Source organism: Escherichia sp. E2586 (genome assembly GCF_005781105.1).
Taxonomy (GTDB): domain Bacteria; phylum Pseudomonadota; class Gammaproteobacteria; order Enterobacterales; family Enterobacteriaceae; genus Escherichia.
This window is the reverse complement of the sequence record NZ_VATN01000023.1, coordinates 62847-80499: the sequence shown is the minus strand read 5'-3', so window position 1 is coordinate 80499 and position 17653 is coordinate 62847. Positions and strand designations below refer to the sequence as shown.

The window sequence follows — 17653 nt, the reverse complement described above, 5'->3', positions numbered from 1 at the left end:
AAAGGAGAGGACAATGGTTGCGGTAAGAAGTGCACATATCAATAAGGCTGGTGAATTTGATCCGGACAAATGGATCGCAAGTCTGGGGATTGCCAGCCAGAAGTCGTGTGAGTGCTTAGCCGAAACCTGGGCGTATTGTCTGCAGCAGACGCAGGGGCATCCGGATGCCAGTTTGCTGTTGTGGCGTGGTGTCGAGATGGTGGAGATCCTCTCGACATTAAGTATGGACATTGACACGCTGCGGGCGGCGCTACTGTTCCCTCTGGCCGATGCCAACGTAGTCAGCGAAGACGTACTGCGCGAGAGCGTCGGTAAGTCGGTCGTTAATCTTATTCACGGTGTGCGCGATATGGCGGCAATCCGCCAGCTGAAAGCGACGCACACTGATTCTGTTTCCTCCGAACAGGTCGATAACGTTCGCCGGATGTTATTGGCGATGGTCGATGATTTCCGCTGCGTGGTCATCAAACTGGCGGAGCGTATTGCTCATCTGCGCGAAGTAAAAGATGCGCCAGAAGATGAACGCGTACTTGCAGCAAAAGAGTGCACCAATATCTACGCGCCGCTGGCGAACCGTCTCGGGATCGGGCAACTGAAATGGGAACTGGAAGATTACTGCTTCCGTTATCTCCACCCGACTGAATACAAGCGCATCGCCAAATTGCTGCATGAACGCCGTCTCGACCGCGAACACTATATCGAAGAGTTTGTCGGTCATCTGCGCGCTGAGATGAAAGCTGAAGGCGTTAAAGCTGAGGTGTATGGTCGTCCGAAACACATCTACAGCATCTGGCGCAAAATGCAGAAAAAGAACCTCGCCTTCGATGAGCTGTTTGATGTCCGTGCAGTACGTATTGTTGCCGAGCGTTTACAAGACTGCTACGCCGCGCTGGGGATAGTGCACACTCACTATCGCCACTTGCCGGATGAATTTGATGATTACGTCGCAAATCCGAAACCAAACGGCTATCAGTCTATTCATACTGTGGTACTGGGGCCGGGTGGCAAAACCGTTGAGATCCAAATCCGCACCAAACAGATGCATGAAGATGCAGAGCTGGGTGTCGCTGCGCACTGGAAATACAAAGAAGGTGCGGCTGCTGGCGGGGCGCGTTCGGGACATGAAGACCGGATTGCCTGGCTGCGTAAACTGATTGCGTGGCAGGAAGAGATGGCTGATTCCGGCGAAATGCTCGACGAAGTACGCAGCCAGGTCTTTGACGACCGGGTATACGTCTTTACGCCGAAAGGTGATGTCGTTGATTTGCCTGCGGGATCAACGCCGCTGGACTTCGCTTACCACATCCACAGTGATGTCGGACACCGCTGCATCGGGGCAAAAATTGGCGGGCGCATTGTGCCGTTCACCTACCAGCTGCAAATGGGTGACCAGATTGAAATTATCACCCAGAAACAGCCCAATCCCAGCCGTGACTGGTTAAACCCAAACCTGGGCTATGTCACAACCAGCCGTGGGCGTTCGAAAATTCATGCCTGGTTCCGTAAACAGGATCGTGACAAAAACATTCTGGCTGGACGACAAATCCTTGATGACGAGCTGGAACATCTGGGGATCAGCCTGAAAGAAGCAGAAAAACACCTGCTGCCGCGTTACAACTTCAATGATGTCGACGAGTTGCTGGCGGCGATTGGGGGCGGGGATATCCGGCTCAATCAGATGGTGAATTTCCTGCAATCGCAATTTAATAAGCCGAGTGCCGAAGAGCAGGACGCCGCCGCGCTGAAGCAGCTTCAGCAAAAAAGCCATGCCCCGCAAAACCGCAGTAAAGATAACGGGCGCGTGGTAGTAGAAGGTGTCGGCAATCTGATGCACCACATCGCGCGCTGCTGTCAGCCGATTCCTGGTGATGAAATTGTTGGTTTCATTACTCAGGGTCGCGGTATTTCTGTGCACCGCGCCGATTGTGAACAACTGGTGGAGCTACGCTCCCATGCGCCAGAACGCATTGTTGATGCAGTATGGGGCGAGAGCTACTCCGCCGGATATTCGCTGGTGGTCCGCGTGCTGGCTAATGATCGTAGTGGGTTGTTGCGTGATATCACGACCATTCTCGCCAACGAGAAGGTGAACGTGCTTGGCGTTGCCAGCCGTAGCGATACCAAACAGCAACTGGCAACCATCGATATGACCATTGAGATTTATAACCTGCAGGTGCTGGGCCGCGTGCTGGGTAAACTCAATCAGGTGCCGGATGTTATCGACGCGCGTCGACTGCACGGGAGTTAGGCCGAAATTTGCTCGTATCTACAATGTAGATTGATATATACTGTATCTACATATGATAGCGGTTTGAGGAAAGGGTTATGATCCACAGTAGCGTAAAGCGTTGGGGAAATTCTCCTGCAGTGCGGATCCCGGCTACGTTAATGCAGGCGCTCAATCTGAATATTGATGATGAAGTGAAGATTGACCTGGTGGATGGCAAATTAATTATTGAGCCAGTGCGTAAAGAGCCCGTATTTACGCTTGCTGAACTGGTCAACGACATCACGCCGGAAAACCTCCACGAGAATATCGACTGGGGGGAGCCGAAAGATAAGGAAGTCTGGTAATGGTAAGCCGATACGTACCCGATATGGGCGATCTGATTTGGGTTGATTTTGACCCGACAAAAGGTAGCGAGCAAGCCGGACATCGTCCGGCTGTTGTCCTGAGTCCGTTCATGTATAACAACAAAACAGGTATGTGTCTGTGTGTTCCTTGTACAACACAATCAAAAGGATATCCGTTCGAAGTTGTTTTGTCCGGTCAGGAACGTGATGGCGTAGCGTTAGCTGATCAGGTAAAAAGTATCGCCTGGCGGGCAAGAGGAGCAACGAAGAAAGGAACGGTTACCCCAGAGGAATTACAACTCATTAAAGCCAAAATTAACGTGCTGATTGGGTAAGTGTTACTAACTCACTTCTATTCTGGTCACAGGCTTCCACCTGACAGACCCGCAATTTTCAGGACATTCCAATGAATCAAATCGACCGTTTACTCACTATCATGCAGCGCCTGCGCGATCCGGAAAACGGCTGCCCGTGGGATAAGGAGCAGACATTTGCGTCTATTGCGCCTTATACCCTTGAAGAAACCTACGAAGTGCTGGACGCCATTGCCCGCGAAGACTTTGACGATCTGCGCGGTGAACTGGGCGATCTGTTGTTCCAGGTGGTGTTTTACGCGCAAATGGCCCAGGAAGAAGGGCGCTTTGACTTTAATGATATTTGTGCTGCGATCAGCGATAAATTAGAGCGTCGCCATCCGCATGTTTTTGCTGATAGTTCTGCCGAAAACAGCAGTGAAGTTCTCGCCCGTTGGGAGCAGATCAAAACCGAAGAACGCGCGCAGAAAGCACAGCATTCGGCGCTGGACGATATTCCTCGCAGTTTGCCGGCTTTAATGCGCGCACAAAAAATCCAGAAACGTTGTGCCAACGTTGGCTTCGACTGGACGACGCTTGGCCCGGTGGTTGATAAAGTCTACGAAGAGATCGACGAGGTGATGTACGAGGCGCGGCAGGCTGTTGTCGACCAGGCTAAACTGGAGGAGGAAATGGGCGACCTGCTGTTTGCCACGGTTAATCTGGCTCGCCATTTAGGGACGAAAGCAGAAATCGCATTGCAAAAAGCGAACGAAAAATTCGAGCGTCGTTTTCGCGAAGTGGAGCGTATTGTTGCCGCGCGTGGACTGGAAATGACAGGTGTTGACCTCGAAACAATGGAAGAAGTCTGGCAACAGGTAAAACGGCAGGAAATTGATCTCTAAGGGAATTACGCGGTCAAGCGCCATTTGTGTCATTTTTTAAATGACAAGCGCTTGATTTGCGTCAAAAACATTTACCCCAAAGGGGCTATTTTCTCACTCCTGATTTCAATGGTGCGCTGGCGAAGAGGAGGGATAATGAAAGTTTGTGGCACAGGTCATGTTCGGGTATACTGCTTTCCCGTCCTGGTTATTCCATCGTCTTTTCAACCTAACTTCTCAGGTTCAGCATGACAACGAACTATATTTTTGTGACCGGCGGGGTCGTATCCTCTCTGGGTAAAGGCATTGCCGCAGCCTCCCTCGCAGCCATTCTTGAAGCCCGTGGCCTCAATGTGACTATCATGAAACTGGATCCGTACATCAACGTCGATCCAGGTACTATGAGCCCAATCCAACACGGGGAAGTGTTCGTTACTGAAGACGGCGCTGAAACCGACCTGGACCTGGGTCACTACGAGCGTTTCATTCGTACCAAAATGAGCCGCCGCAACAACTTCACCACGGGTCGTATCTACTCAGACGTTCTGCGTAAAGAACGCCGCGGTGACTACCTCGGCGCAACCGTACAGGTTATTCCACACATCACTAACGCTATCAAAGAACGCGTTCTTGCAGGTGGCGAAGGCCACGACGTGGTTCTGGTCGAAATCGGCGGTACCGTAGGTGACATCGAATCCCTGCCGTTCCTCGAAGCGATTCGCCAGTTGGCTGTTGAAATTGGCCGTGAGCACACTCTGTTTATGCACCTGACGCTGGTGCCGTACATGGCTGCGTCTGGTGAAGTCAAAACCAAACCGACCCAGCACTCTGTAAAAGAGCTGCTCTCCATCGGTATCCAGCCTGACATCCTGATTTGTCGTTCAGATCGCGCCGTTCCGGCGAACGAACGTGCGAAGATTGCATTGTTCTGTAATGTTCCGGAAAAAGCGGTTATTTCTCTGAAAGACGTCGATTCCATCTATAAAATTCCGGGCCTGTTGAAATCTCAGGGGCTGGACGATTATATTTGTAAACGATTCAGCTTAAACTGCCCGGAAGCGAATCTGTCCGAATGGGAACAGGTTATCTTCGAAGAAGCGAATCCGGTGAGTGAAGTCACCATCGGTATGGTCGGTAAGTACATTGAACTGCCGGACGCTTACAAATCAGTGATTGAAGCACTGAAACACGGCGGGCTGAAAAATCGTGTCAGCGTCAACATCAAACTGATCGATTCACAAGATGTTGAAACGCGCGGTGTTGAAATCCTTAAAGGTCTGGACGCGATCCTCGTACCTGGCGGTTTCGGCTATCGTGGCGTAGAAGGCATGATTACTACCGCGCGCTTTGCGCGTGAGAACAATATTCCTTATCTGGGCATTTGCCTGGGTATGCAGGTGGCGTTAATTGATTACGCTCGCCATGTTGCCAACATGGAGAACGCCAACTCTACGGAATTTGTGCCAGACTGTAAGTACCCGGTTGTGGCGCTGATTACCGAGTGGCGCGATGAAAACGGCAACGTTGAAGTTCGTAGCGAGAAGAGCGATCTCGGTGGCACTATGCGTCTTGGCGCACAGCAGTGCCAGCTGGTTGACAATAGCCTGGTTCGCCAGCTGTACAATGCGCCGACAATTGTTGAGCGTCATCGTCACCGCTACGAAGTCAACAACATGCTGCTGAAACAGATTGAAGATGCAGGTCTGCGCGTTGCGGGCCGTTCCGGGGATGATCAGTTGGTCGAGATCATCGAAGTTCCGAATCACCCGTGGTTCGTGGCTTGTCAGTTCCATCCGGAGTTTACTTCTACTCCACGTGATGGCCACCCGCTGTTTGCTGGCTTTGTAAAAGCCGCCAGCGAGTTCCAGAAACGTCAGGCGAAGTAAGTAAAAAAGTTAGAACGGCAACGCGTACCCTGGGTACGCGTTGTTTGTCTGGAGTTTCAGTTTAACTAGTGACTTGAGGAAAACCTAATGTCCAAAATCGTAAAAATCATCGGTCGTGAAATCATCGACTCCCGTGGTAACCCGACTGTTGAAGCCGAAGTACATCTGGAGGGTGGTTTCGTCGGTATGGCAGCTGCTCCATCAGGTGCTTCTACTGGTTCCCGTGAAGCTCTGGAACTGCGCGATGGCGACAAATCCCGTTTCCTGGGCAAAGGCGTAACCAAAGCTGTTGCTGCGGTTAACGGCCCGATCGCTCAGGCGCTGATTGGCAAAGATGCCAAAGATCAGGCTGGCATTGACAAGATCATGATCGACCTGGACGGCACCGAAAACAAATCTAACTTCGGCGCAAACGCAATCCTGGCTGTGTCTCTGGCTAACGCCAAAGCTGCTGCAGCTGCTAAAGGTATGCCGCTGTACGAGCACATCGCTGAACTGAACGGTACTCCGGGCAAATACTCCATGCCGGTTCCGATGATGAACATCATCAACGGTGGTGAGCACGCTGACAACAACGTTGATATCCAGGAATTCATGATTCAGCCGGTTGGCGCGAAAACTGTGAAAGAAGCCATCCGCATGGGTTCTGAAGTTTTCCATCACCTGGCAAAAGTTCTGAAAGCGAAAGGCATGAACACTGCAGTTGGTGACGAAGGTGGCTATGCGCCGAACCTGGGTTCCAACGCTGAAGCTCTGGCTGTTATCGCTGAAGCTGTTAAAGCTGCTGGCTATGAACTGGGCAAAGACATCACTCTGGCGATGGACTGCGCAGCTTCTGAATTCTACAAAGACGGTAAATACGTTCTGGCTGGCGAAGGCAACAAAGCTTTCACCTCTGAAGAATTCACTCACTTCCTGGAAGAACTGACCAAACAGTACCCGATCGTTTCTATCGAAGACGGTCTGGACGAATCTGACTGGGACGGTTTCGCATACCAGACCAAAGTTCTGGGCGACAAAATCCAGCTGGTTGGTGACGACCTGTTCGTAACCAACACCAAGATCCTGAAAGAAGGTATCGAAAAAGGCATCGCTAACTCCATCCTGATCAAATTCAACCAGATCGGTTCTCTGACCGAAACTCTGGCTGCAATCAAGATGGCGAAAGACGCTGGCTACACTGCAGTTATCTCTCACCGTTCTGGCGAAACTGAAGACGCTACCATCGCTGACTTGGCTGTTGGTACTGCTGCAGGCCAGATCAAAACTGGTTCTATGAGCCGTTCTGACCGTGTTGCTAAATACAACCAGCTGATTCGTATCGAAGAAGCTCTGGGCGAAAAAGCACCGTACAACGGTCGTAAAGAGATCAAAGGCCAGGCATAAGTCTGACTTTATCTGATTTAAAAATGCTAGCCTTCGGGCTGGCATTTTTTATGGTCGAGTTACCAGCGGCCTGAGGAACCACCGCCTCCAGATGAACCACCGCCACCGCTAAATCCGCCACCGCCGCTAAACCCACCACCACTTGAGCCTCCACCGGAAGAGGATGAAGAAGAACCTTTTCTTGAAGCTCTTTCTTTACCGAGTTTCTTATATTTGGCGCGTAGTTTTTTACTAACGATAAGCCAAAAGATAAGCAGCACTACGATCGCAAAAGGCGTTAACATACCGCAGGCAACGATTAAATTCGTCCATGGTCCTGGCTCTGCAACATAGAGGAATACCATCCCGTAAATTGCGCCAGTGAGTGCTATCCAGGGGAGATTTGACGGATCGGTAAAAACAATAAAATATGAAAGCACCGCCAGTAATATAATTACAGCAAGCGATAATGGAATAGGGGGATTGATACTGTAGTAATTCCCCCTGTTTTCCGGTAATTCACCATTCAGCAGAAGTGCGCCAATATTTTCGCTTGCCAGTGTTAACCCACCCATAAGGTCATCACTTTTGAAAGCAGGGATTAATATATCACGGATAATCTTCGCCGCTTGCAGGTCGGTAACCACCCCTTCCAGCCCGTAGCCCACTTCAATGCGAACTTTACGATCTTCCCAGACGACCAGGATCAGAATACCATCGTCACGACGCTCATCCCCCAGTTTCCAGCTATCAAAAACGCGAGTTGCATATTGTTCAATGGTATCGTCCCCGGTGGATGGCACAATTAATACGGCGACCTGGGCTCGTGTTTTTTGTGTAATATCCTGCAGCTGCTGTGTCAGTGATTGTTGTTCAGACGAGCTTAACGTACCAGTAATATCGGTCACCTGGTGGCGCAGCTCCGGCACAGCAATTTGCTGGGCAAGCACCGGAAGGCACCACAAAGCGAGTAAAATAAAGATTAAGCGCATTACGATCACCAGCGCCCGGAAGCGCCACCGCCACCAGACGAACCGCCGCCACCGCTGAAATTGTCATTGTCGAAAGACGATGAAGAGGAAGATGACGACGATGATGAAGAATGCCAGGAGGCCGAGTTGCTTCTTTCGTAACGTGACGGTCGGTTGGCGCTACGCATTGAATCACGCACCTTTCTGCCGAAAGGTGTGAAAGCGATAGCTACGGTCAGGAATGGTGTGGCGAAACATAATAATGTGGCAAGAACTCCCCAGCTCCCGCTATATCCAGCGATGGGAAGTACAAAAGCCAGTACTATGGCAGCAAAGCAAATCACTCCCAGCGTTTTGACATATCCTCTGGCGGAAATAAAGGTCAGTACTATCGCCCAGACTATCAAAGCCCACCAACCGCTAAAGGGCAAAGGGTGATCGGGCGATGTGTTATTGACTAAATCATTTCCTGATAGTCGGGTTTCAATATCACTGATACCCTGTTGCAAGCCGCCAGTAAGGTCGCCTTTTTTAAACGCTGGAATAATACTGTTGCGAATAATTTGCCCGGACTGTGCATCAGTAAGAATACCCTCAAGCCCGTAACCGATTTCAATATGAACTGTATGATCTTGCCAGGCAACTACCAGTAAAATACCGTCATCACGACCTTTATGGCCGGGCTGCCAACTCTCGAACACACGTGTTGCATATTGCTCGATGGTTTCTTCGCCTGTGGTTTCAACCACCAATACCACAAGCTGCGTCTGTTCTTTTTGCGTCAGGGCTTTAATCTGGCTGGTCAGCGTACTTACTTCCCCTCTGGTTAATGTCCCTGTTAAATCATTCATATATTTAGGTAATTCAGGTACTGGAACTTGCACTGCAAACGCAGATGAACAGACCAGAACAAGAAGTAAGATAAAATTTTTCATATAATTAACTCGCCTAATGAGCATTAGCATTCTGGCTAAAATCTATTGTTGGGGCTTTGCTTACTGTGGCGACATCATCCGGCAAATAATTTTTCTTCGGTGTGTAATCCATGACCTTTGCGGTTAACACTGTGGGAAATTTGCGGATAGTGACATTATATTGTTCAATGGCTTTAATATATCTTCCTCGCGCGACAGCAATTCGATTTTCGCTTCCTTCGAGTTGTACCATTAAATTTTGATAGAGTTCCTGAGCCTTTAATTCTGGATAACGTTCACTAATAATTGTTAACTGCCCGAGAGTGCGAGTCACCTGCGCCTGAGCTTGTTGCCAGGCTTGTAATTTTTGCTCATCTCCCGGAGCTTGCTGAAGATCGCTGCTGGCACGATTAGCTTGACTACGGGCTAACGTAACGGCCTCCAGTACCTCTTTTTCATGGCTGGAATAACCTTTAATACTTGCGACAAGATTAGGAATAAGATCGGCGCGACGTTGATACTGATTCAGTACTTCTGACCAGGAGGCATTAACCTGCTCATCATAGGTTTGAATATCGTTATAACCGCAACCTGATAAATTGAAAATAAATATAAATACGATGAATATTCTAAACATGTTTAAATCCCTTTTATTTAATCCTTTAAAACATAATACGCCGCTTCATTTTATTCTTAATGATCTGATTCACTTTTTACCTTAAACCCGCCTGTAACAGAATGTTAATAAGACATGATTGTTGCGGCAGGATCTGCAATAATTAACAATTATCCACTTCTCAGAGAATGCTATGCAGTACCCGATTAACGAGATGTTCCAGACCCTGCAAGGTGAGGGTTACTTTACCGGCGTCCCCGCCATTTTTATTCGTTTACAGGGATGCCCGGTCGGCTGTGCCTGGTGCGACACCAAACACACATGGGAAAAGCTTGAGGATCGGGAAGTTTCCCTTTTCAGCATTCTGGGGAAAACGAAAGAGAGTGATAAGTGGGGAGCAGCAAGCAGTGAAGACTTGCTCGCAGTCATCGGTCGTCAGGGATACACCGCGCGTCACGTGGTGATTACGGGTGGTGAACCTTGTATTCATGACTTGATGCCACTAACTGACCTGCTCGAAAAGAACGGTTTCAGTTGCCAGATAGAAACCAGCGGTACTCATGAAGTGCGTTGTACGCCGAATACCTGGGTCACCGTGTCGCCAAAACTGAATATGCGTGGCGGTTATGAAGTATTGTCGCAAGCCCTGGAGCGAGCTAACGAAATCAAACACCCAGTTGGACGCGTACGGGATATCGAAGCACTGGATGAATTGCTGGCGACGCTGACCGATGATAAACCGCGAATCATTGCACTTCAGCCAATTAGCCAGAAGGAAGATGCTACGCGTTTGTGCATTGAAACTTGCATTGCGCGTAACTGGCGTTTGTCGATGCAAACACATAAATATTTAAATATTGCCTGATTAAACATTTATAAGCGTTGTAAATGGGTGGGGTTTGTAAAGACTCCCACTCATTTATATTTTTGTCTCCTCTGAACACTCATCCATTTTGCCCATTCCGGGCTAATCATTGTCATTCTCTACAAATTCTGTAGCGTTAATTTTTCACTGGAGTGAAAATTATTACGTCGGAGTTTGGTAGATTTTAGTTTGTATAGAGTTATTTTATATATTTATCTTTTCAATCAATGGATTAAGTGCTCTTTAACATAATGGATATGTTGTTTGTGTGATTCTGTAAAGTTGGTAGATTGTGGCTGGCTTAAAAATCATTAATTAATAATAGGTTATGTTTAGAGAGTTCCCCGCGCCAGCGGGGATAAACCGAATATCAAGGAAGTCATGAAGACTTCGACTATGAGCTCCCCGCGTCAGCCGGGGATAACCATTCAGGTATGTTCAGGCCGGGCAGTTTCCCGCCCGGTCTTCCTCATTTACGCATTCGACCAGCTCTGGATTGAATCCGCATTCCCCAGCTCACCATGCATCACTTCATACGATTTTTTCAGGATCACATCAGTATGTTTGGTTAAATCTTTGAAAATACCTTTATTCATCGCATCGTAGCGTTTGGCATTGCTCTCAATCGGCATAAAGACATCTTTCACGCGAACCATTTTGTCGACAGCCGTTGCGTAATCTGGATACAGACCAAGCCCTACAGCCGTGTTGATCGCCGCCCCCAGGCTTGCACAACCGTTAATGGCATTACGGCGCGCCGGAAGATTGAATACATCGGCAAAAATCTGCATAAACAGATCGCTGTTCGAACCACCGCCAGTAATGATCACATGCTTCGCAAAGTGATTCATTTCATTACACATATTGTCGTAATTGTTCTTCAGCGTTAGCGCCACGCTTTCCAGTATCGAACGATATATCCATGCGTAATCCATGCTGGAATCAAAGCCGATCATAATCCCACGCTTGTAGGGTTCCCACGGATTGGTCAGCCAGTCCAGCACTGTCATCAGACCATTACAGCCAGGTGGCACACAAGAAGCTTTTTTGTTGAGCAAATCTTCCGGTGAAAGATCTTGTGCTTTGGCATCCTGAATTAACGACTCGCCTAACATGTCGCGCAGCCAGCTCACCGTCCACATGCCTTTTCGGATACCGTAACCTTCATAAAGCAACGTTTGCGGAATAGAAGACATAATCGGCCAGTACGCCAGCGGATCTTTCGGCAGTGCTTTGCCGTTCATCATCAACGCGATGTAAGTGCCAAGAGAAATCACCGCCGTTTCATCATCCAGTAACCCGGCTCCCAGAGCTTCTACCGGTTTATCACTGGTGGTACAAACAACCGGCAGTCCTGCCGGGAAATGCGTCGCCAGCGCGGCTTGAGGTGTGATATGCCCAAGAACAGTGCCTGGCATTTGCACATCAAAAAGCATCTGGCGGGGGATATTAAACTTCTCCATTACCGCAGCATCTTCACTCCATGCCCAGCTCTTATAATCCACCGGCCACTGACCAAAATAGTTGGCGATATTATCTTTTAATTCCCCCGTTAAACGGTGCGTCAGATAACCCGAAAAAGAGGTGACATACGCCACGTCAGGATTCGTATGTTCGTAAGGGCGTGTAACGCGTGCATCCTGCCAGCTAATCAACGGAGCAGCAGGCGTGCCATCGGCTTTTAGTAACGCACGGCAGCAACGGATTGATCCCAGGCCGATGCCAACAATATCTTCTTTATTCCCGGCAAACTGGCTCATTAAATCGTGACCGGCAAAACATAATGATGCCCATAAATCGTCGTCAGGATGTTCTGCGGTATCGGCATCCGGCGTGTGCATCGGCTGTAATAAGCCTTTACCTTCGCAAACTACATTACCTTCCAGATCGTACATCACTACTTTTGTGCTCTGACTTCCGCCATCAATCCCTATGATGTATTTCTTCGACATGATTTTTCTCCTGTAATTTTTCTGGCTTACTTGCTGTTAGCCGTTGCGGGGGCGATATCAGCAGTACGAATTTTTTGGAACAGCAAAAAGGTAAAGACGATCACCATGCCGAGGGCCGCCATGCCCATCAGCCACATGTTGCGGTAGGCTTCTGCAGCGGGCAGGGTGTCCTGCCAGTGACCGATAATCGGGTAAACGAAGACATCCGGCAGGAATCCAATCACCGAACAAATACCTACCGTGGTACCCATAATGTAAGACGGTGTTCTCGCTTCGCCGGGGCAGGCCCAGTACAGCCCGCGTGAGGCGTAACAGGTGAATCCCAGTAGTAAAATCAGGCCAATCCCCATCGCGACCGATTGCGGGTTAGAGTTGGTAACGAGTAGGGCAGTCAGTGCCAGCAGGCCGATGATGGAAAGGATTTGGATCACGCGGGTAGGGGATTTCACTTTGCTGTAGGTGGTGATGATGCCGCCAAGTGGACCACACAGTGCGCGGAAGATTTTGTTGATCACAATCCCCATGTAGCTCGCCGCCACCAGCGACATGCCGTACATCTCGGTCAGATAGTTGGTGGAGTAACTCAGAATGGCGTAGATGGTGAAGACGCCAAAAATCACCATGCTGCAATACCAGGTGGTGCTGATGCGCAAAACGGCCAGGATGTCGCTAAGCTGGAATGACTGTTTTTCTTCGTTATTGGCACTGCGCAGGTTGTTGTTATCGCTAACAAAAAACCAGCACAGAATCCCCAATAAGATGTAAACCACACTGTAGATAATAATGACCGTTTTCAGGCTGGCGCTGTCATCCGGTGCAAAGCGAGAAAAGACCCACATGGTAAACACCGCCAGCGACATTACACCGACGCCGCGCAGCCCTTCCATCCAGCCCATGATCTTCCCTTGCTCGCTATGATCGCCAAGTAATGAGGCGGCTTTAATCGACACTGACCACAGCATTAAAATAGTGGTTATCGCAAAGGCGACCTGAATACAGAGCATTACCCAGAGTGGTGGATAGGTTGCCATTATCAGGCCCAGCAACCCGGTAATGATCATCGCGGAAGTAATCATTTTGCGGTGTGAAAATTTATCGGCAATAACGCCGCTGGGGGCATAAAGAATAATGGCCGCAATACCAAATGTACTCATTATTAAACCTATCTCGGTATTGCTGAATCCCATAAATTTCGCCATGGGAATTTGATAAATATAACGTAAATAAGCCAGATCAAAACTTACGCCGCCGCTAAAACTAATTATCGCGAGAGTTATCCAACGGCGATATGAGTTGTGTTGCATATCGTATTCCCATTTGTAATAGACAAAAAAAAGAGAAAAGTAAGCCGCCCTTTCAGGTGGATTACTTTTCTCAGGTCTCTAGTAATTGCGATAAGAAATAACATGGAAAGCAGAGATGTTGTGTGAGAGTAATCACGCTTCTGCTTTTTAAAACTATTTGATAATACGAACAGCACACTGTGATTACGATCACATTAGCAGTTATGCCCTTATGCTAAAAATTATCTCCAGTTACCAGAGATAATGAGAAAGGTAACTTCCCTCTCGCGGGGGAAGTTACCTTTCTTTTTTTTGCCTTACGGAAATTGGAGCTAACTATGTCAATCGAATCTCTCAATGCGTTCTCAATGGATTTTTTCTCCCTGAAAGGTAAAACAGCAATTGTTACCGGCGGGAATAGCGGTTTAGGTCAGGCATTTGCAATGGCGTTGGCCAAAGCTGGCGCAAATATTTTTATTCCAAGTTTTGTCAAAGATAACGGCGAAACAAAGGAAATGATTGAAAAACAGGGTGTTGAAGTGGACTTCATGCAGGTGGATATCACCGCAGAAGGCGCACCGCAGAAGATTATCGCTGCCTGCTGTGAGCGCTTCGGTACCGTCGATATTCTGGTTAACAATGCCGGTATTTGTAAGCTGAATAAAGTGCTGGACTTCGGTCGTGCCGACTGGGATCCAATGATTGATGTGAACCTGACCGCCGCATTCGAGTTAAGCTATGAAGCGGCAAAAATTATGATCCCGCAGAAAAGCGGTAAAATCATTAATATCTGTTCATTGTTCTCTTACTTAGGTGGACAATGGTCACCTGCATATTCTGCCACTAAACATGCTCTTGCCGGATTCACCAAAGCCTATTGCGATGAATTAGGTCAATATAATATTCAGGTAAATGGTATTGCCCCGGGATATTACGCTACCGATATCACTCTGGCGACCCGTAGTAATCCAGAAACTAACCAGCGCGTTCTTGATCATATTCCGGCAAACCGTTGGGGCGACACTCAGGATTTAATGGGCGCAGCCGTATTCCTCGCAAGTCCGGCATCGAATTATGTCAACGGACATTTATTAGTGGTCGATGGCGGTTATTTAGTGCGCTAATCCATAACGGTGGTTTCTGTTTTCTCTTATTAATGATTATTCCATTTTTATTATCAGGAAGGAATTACTATGTCTTTATCTCGCGCAGCGATTGTCGACCAGCTAAAGGAAATTGTTGGTGCAGATCGCGTAATTACCGATGAAACAGTATTAAAGAAGAACAGTATTGACCGTTTTCGTAAATTTCCGGATATTCATGGCATTTATACTTTGCCGATTCCGGCAGCGGTCGTAAAACTCGGTTCCACAGAACAAGTCTCCCGTGTGTTGAATTTTATGAATGCGCACAAAATTAATGGTGTGCCGCGTACCGGCGCTTCCGCCACCGAGGGGGGACTGGAAACCGTTGTGGAAAACTCGGTAGTGCTCGACGGCTCCGCCATGAATCAAATCATTAATATTGATATTGAGAATATGCAGGCCACGGCGCAATGTGGCGTTCCGCTGGAGGTGCTGGAAAACGCGTTGCGTGAAAAAGGTTACACCACAGGGCATTCTCCGCAATCAAAACCGCTGGCGCAGATGGGCGGCCTGGTAGCAACCCGCAGTATCGGGCAGTTCTCCACACTCTACGGCGCAATCGAAGATATGGTCGTTGGTCTGGAAGCAGTATTGGCTGATGGCACCGTCACACGCATTAAAAACGTGCCACGCCGCGCGGCTGGCCCGGACATTCGTCACATCATCATCGGCAACGAAGGTGCATTGTGCTATATTACTGAAGTAACAGTGAAAATCTTTAAATTCACCCCAGAAAACAACCTCTTCTACGGCTATATCCTGGAAGACATGAAAACCGGCTTCAACATCCTGCGTGAAATCATGGTGGAAGGTTATCGTCCGTCGATCGCTCGTTTGTATGACGCTGAAGATGGCACCCAACACTTCACCCATTTTGCCGACGGAAAATGTGTGCTGATCTTTATGGCTGAAGGTAACCCTCGCATTGCGAAGGCAACGGGCGAAGGGATTGCGGAAATTGTTGCCCGCTACCCGCAATGCCAGCGAGTGGACAGCAAACTGATCGAAACCTGGTTTAATCACCTGAACTGGGGACCAGATAAAGTGGCTGCCGAACGTGTACAGATCCTCAAAACTGGCAACATGGGCTTTACCACCGAAGTGTCCGGCTGCTGGAGCTGCATCCACGAAATCTACGAAAGCGTTATTAACCGTATTCGTACCGAGTTCCCGCACGCCGACGACATCACCATGCTGGGCGGTCACTCCTCTCATAGCTACCAGAACGGCACCAACATGTACTTCGTCTACGACTACAACGTCGTTGACTGTAAGCCGGAAGAGGAAATCGACAAGTACCACAATCCGCTCAACAAAATCATCTGCGAAGAAACTATTCGCCTCGGTGGTTCGATGGTGCACCACCACGGCATTGGTAAACATCGCGTTCACTGGAGCAAGCTGGAACACGGCAGCGCGTGGGCGTTGCTGGAAGGGCTGAAAAAGCAGTTCGATCCTAACGGCATTATGAATACGGGTACTATCTATCCGATTGAAAAATAATGTGTCAGGCAGCGTCCCGTGATGTCGGGGCGTTGCCTTTTCGGCTTCTCAACCGGGAAGCCGTTCTTATTACCGGACAATGAAGGGGTAAAGATGAACACTTCACCGGTGCGAATGGATGATTTACCACTTAACCGTTTTCACTGCCGCATTGCTGCGCTCACTTTCGGTGCGCACCTGACCGACGGTTATGTCCTCGGCGTCATTGGTTACGCCATTATTCAGCTTACTCCAGCCATGCAACTGACGCCGTTTATGGCGGGTATGATTGGCGGCTCGGCGTTACTTGGCCTGTTTATCGGCAGCCTGGTTTTGGGGTGGATCTCCGACCATATTGGGCGACAAAAAATCTTCACCTTCAGTTTTTTGCTGATTACGCTTGCTTCGTTTTTACAATTTTTTGCCACCACGCCAGAGCATCTTATTGGACTGCGCATTTTGATTGGCATTGGTCTGGGAGGCGATTACTCAGTCGGTCACACCTTGCTGGCTGAATTTTCCCCGCGCCGCCATCGCGGTATTTTGCTGGGCGCGTTCAGCGTGGTGTGGACCGTAGGCTATGTGTTGGCAAGTATTGCCGGACATCACTTTATTTCAGAAAGCCCTGAAGCCTGGCGCTGGTTGCTGGCATCGGCAGCTCTGCCCGCGTTGTTGATTACGTTATTACGCTGGGGAACGCCAGAATCGCCACGCTGGCTACTTCGCCAGGGACGTTTTGCAGAAGCTCACGCTATCGTACATCGCTATTTTGGTCCCCATGTTTTATTGGGCGATGAAGTGGCAGCGGCGACCCATAAACACATCAAAACCTTGTTCTCTTCGCGCTACTGGCGGCGCACGGCGTTTAACAGCGTCTTCTTTGTCTGCCTCGTAATCCCATGGTTTGTGATTTATACCTGGCTGCCGACCATTGCCCAAACTATTGGTCTGGAAGATGCGCTGACCGCCAGTCTGATGCTTAATGCGTTGTTAATTGTTGGCGCGCTGCTGGGATTAGTTCTGACGCACTTGCTGGCACATCGCAAATTTTTGCTGGGAAGTTTTTTGCTGCTGGCGGCAACGCTGGTAGTGATGGCCTGTTTGCCTTCCGGCGGTTCATTAACGCTGCTGCTTTTTGTTCTCTTCAGCACCACCATTTCGGCGGTCAGTAATCTGGTGGGCATTTTGCCTGCGGAAAGTTTTCCTACTGACATTCGCTCGCTGGGCGTCGGTTTTGCCACTGCCATGAGTCGACTTGGCGCGGCGGTAAGTACGGGTCTGCTGCCGTGGATTCTGGCGCAGTGGGGGATGCAAGTTACCTTATTGATCCTGGCGGCAGTGTTGTTAGTTGGTTTTGTCGTGACCTGGCTATGGGCACCAGAAACTAAAGCCCTCCCGCTGGTGGCGGCGGGAAATGTATGAG

General features: G+C 49.1%; 14 protein-coding genes and 1 pseudogene. 10 read left to right on the top strand and 5 right to left on the bottom strand.

Features of this window, described 5'->3' with window-relative positions; all coding sequences use genetic code 11:
* The first annotated feature begins 13 nt into the window (after positions 1-13).
* From relA to eno, 6 genes are all read left to right on the top strand, one after another.
* Positions 14-2248, top strand: coding sequence for a GTP diphosphokinase (gene relA / locus FEK50_RS20830; RefSeq protein ID WP_130207682.1), 2235 nt, complete (start codon positions 14-16; stop codon positions 2246-2248).
* A gap of 77 nt (positions 2249-2325) precedes the next feature.
* Positions 2326-2574 carry a type II toxin-antitoxin system antitoxin MazE gene (gene mazE / locus FEK50_RS20825; RefSeq protein ID WP_000581937.1) on the top strand — a complete coding sequence of 83 codons (249 nt, stop codon included), beginning with the start codon at positions 2326-2328 and terminating at the stop codon, positions 2572-2574.
* Positions 2574-2909 (top strand): endoribonuclease MazF, encoded by a 336-nt coding sequence (gene mazF, locus FEK50_RS20820; RefSeq protein ID WP_131162394.1) that lies wholly within the window; start codon positions 2574-2576, stop codon positions 2907-2909. The genes mazE and mazF overlap by 1 nt, the downstream gene beginning before the upstream one ends.
* Before the next feature lie 71 nt (positions 2910-2980).
* On the top strand, positions 2981-3772 hold the full coding sequence (gene mazG / locus FEK50_RS20815) for a nucleoside triphosphate pyrophosphohydrolase (protein ID WP_112912024.1): 792 nt from the start codon (positions 2981-2983) through the stop codon (positions 3770-3772).
* A 227-nt stretch (positions 3773-3999) separates the two neighbouring features.
* The gene (gene pyrG, locus FEK50_RS20810; RefSeq protein ID WP_130207680.1) at positions 4000-5637 is read left to right on the top strand and encodes a CTP synthase (glutamine hydrolyzing); all 1638 of its coding nucleotides are present in this window, start codon (positions 4000-4002) and stop codon (positions 5635-5637) included.
* 87 nt (positions 5638-5724) lie between these two features.
* Positions 5725-7023, top strand: coding sequence for a phosphopyruvate hydratase (eno, locus tag FEK50_RS20805; protein ID WP_064528183.1), 1299 nt, complete (start codon positions 5725-5727; stop codon positions 7021-7023).
* A 59-nt stretch (positions 7024-7082) separates the two neighbouring features.
* Here eno and FEK50_RS20800 read toward each other — a convergent pair whose 3' ends face one another.
* The 3 genes and pseudogenes from FEK50_RS20800 to FEK50_RS20790 form a co-directional block, all read right to left on the bottom strand.
* On the bottom strand, positions 7083-8003 hold the full coding sequence (locus FEK50_RS20800; RefSeq protein ID WP_130207679.1) for a YgcG family protein: 921 nt from the start codon (positions 8001-8003) through the stop codon (positions 7083-7085).
* Between the two features lie 233 nt (positions 8004-8236).
* Positions 8237-8908 (bottom strand): annotated as a pseudogene (locus tag FEK50_RS20795) (YgcG family protein); the annotation flags it as partial.
* 13 nt (positions 8909-8921) lie between these two features.
* Positions 8922-9524, bottom strand: coding sequence for a LemA family protein (locus tag FEK50_RS20790; protein ID WP_131162393.1), 603 nt, complete (start codon positions 9522-9524; stop codon positions 8922-8924).
* A gap of 172 nt (positions 9525-9696) precedes the next feature.
* On the opposite strand from FEK50_RS20790, the gene queE reads away from it, so the two are divergent.
* The gene (gene queE / locus FEK50_RS20785) at positions 9697-10368 is read left to right on the top strand and encodes a 7-carboxy-7-deazaguanine synthase QueE (RefSeq protein ID WP_130207676.1); all 672 of its coding nucleotides are present in this window, start codon (positions 9697-9699) and stop codon (positions 10366-10368) included.
* Between the two features lie 473 nt (positions 10369-10841).
* Here queE and FEK50_RS20780 read toward each other — a convergent pair whose 3' ends face one another.
* Both FEK50_RS20780 and FEK50_RS20775 read right to left on the bottom strand, forming a co-directional pair.
* Positions 10842-12320: an FGGY-family carbohydrate kinase gene (locus FEK50_RS20780; protein ID WP_130207675.1), complete on the bottom strand. Its 1479-nt coding sequence runs from the start codon at positions 12318-12320 to the stop codon at positions 10842-10844.
* Between the two features lie 26 nt (positions 12321-12346).
* The gene (locus FEK50_RS20775; RefSeq protein WP_130207674.1) at positions 12347-13624 is read right to left on the bottom strand and encodes an MFS transporter; all 1278 of its coding nucleotides are present in this window, start codon (positions 13622-13624) and stop codon (positions 12347-12349) included.
* A gap of 317 nt (positions 13625-13941) precedes the next feature.
* Between FEK50_RS20775 and FEK50_RS20770 the strand changes: the two genes are divergently transcribed.
* From FEK50_RS20770 to FEK50_RS20760, 3 genes are all read left to right on the top strand, one after another.
* On the top strand, positions 13942-14727 hold the full coding sequence (locus FEK50_RS20770) for an SDR family oxidoreductase (protein ID WP_000021321.1): 786 nt from the start codon (positions 13942-13944) through the stop codon (positions 14725-14727).
* A gap of 69 nt (positions 14728-14796) precedes the next feature.
* Positions 14797-16251, top strand: a complete 1455-nt coding sequence (locus FEK50_RS20765; RefSeq protein WP_000059295.1) for an FAD-binding oxidoreductase — start codon at positions 14797-14799, stop codon at positions 16249-16251.
* Positions 16252-16272: 21 nt separating this feature from the next.
* On the top strand, positions 16273-17652 hold the full coding sequence (locus tag FEK50_RS20760) for an MFS transporter (protein WP_165489012.1): 1380 nt from the start codon (positions 16273-16275) through the stop codon (positions 17650-17652).
* Position 17653 lies beyond the last annotated feature (1 nt).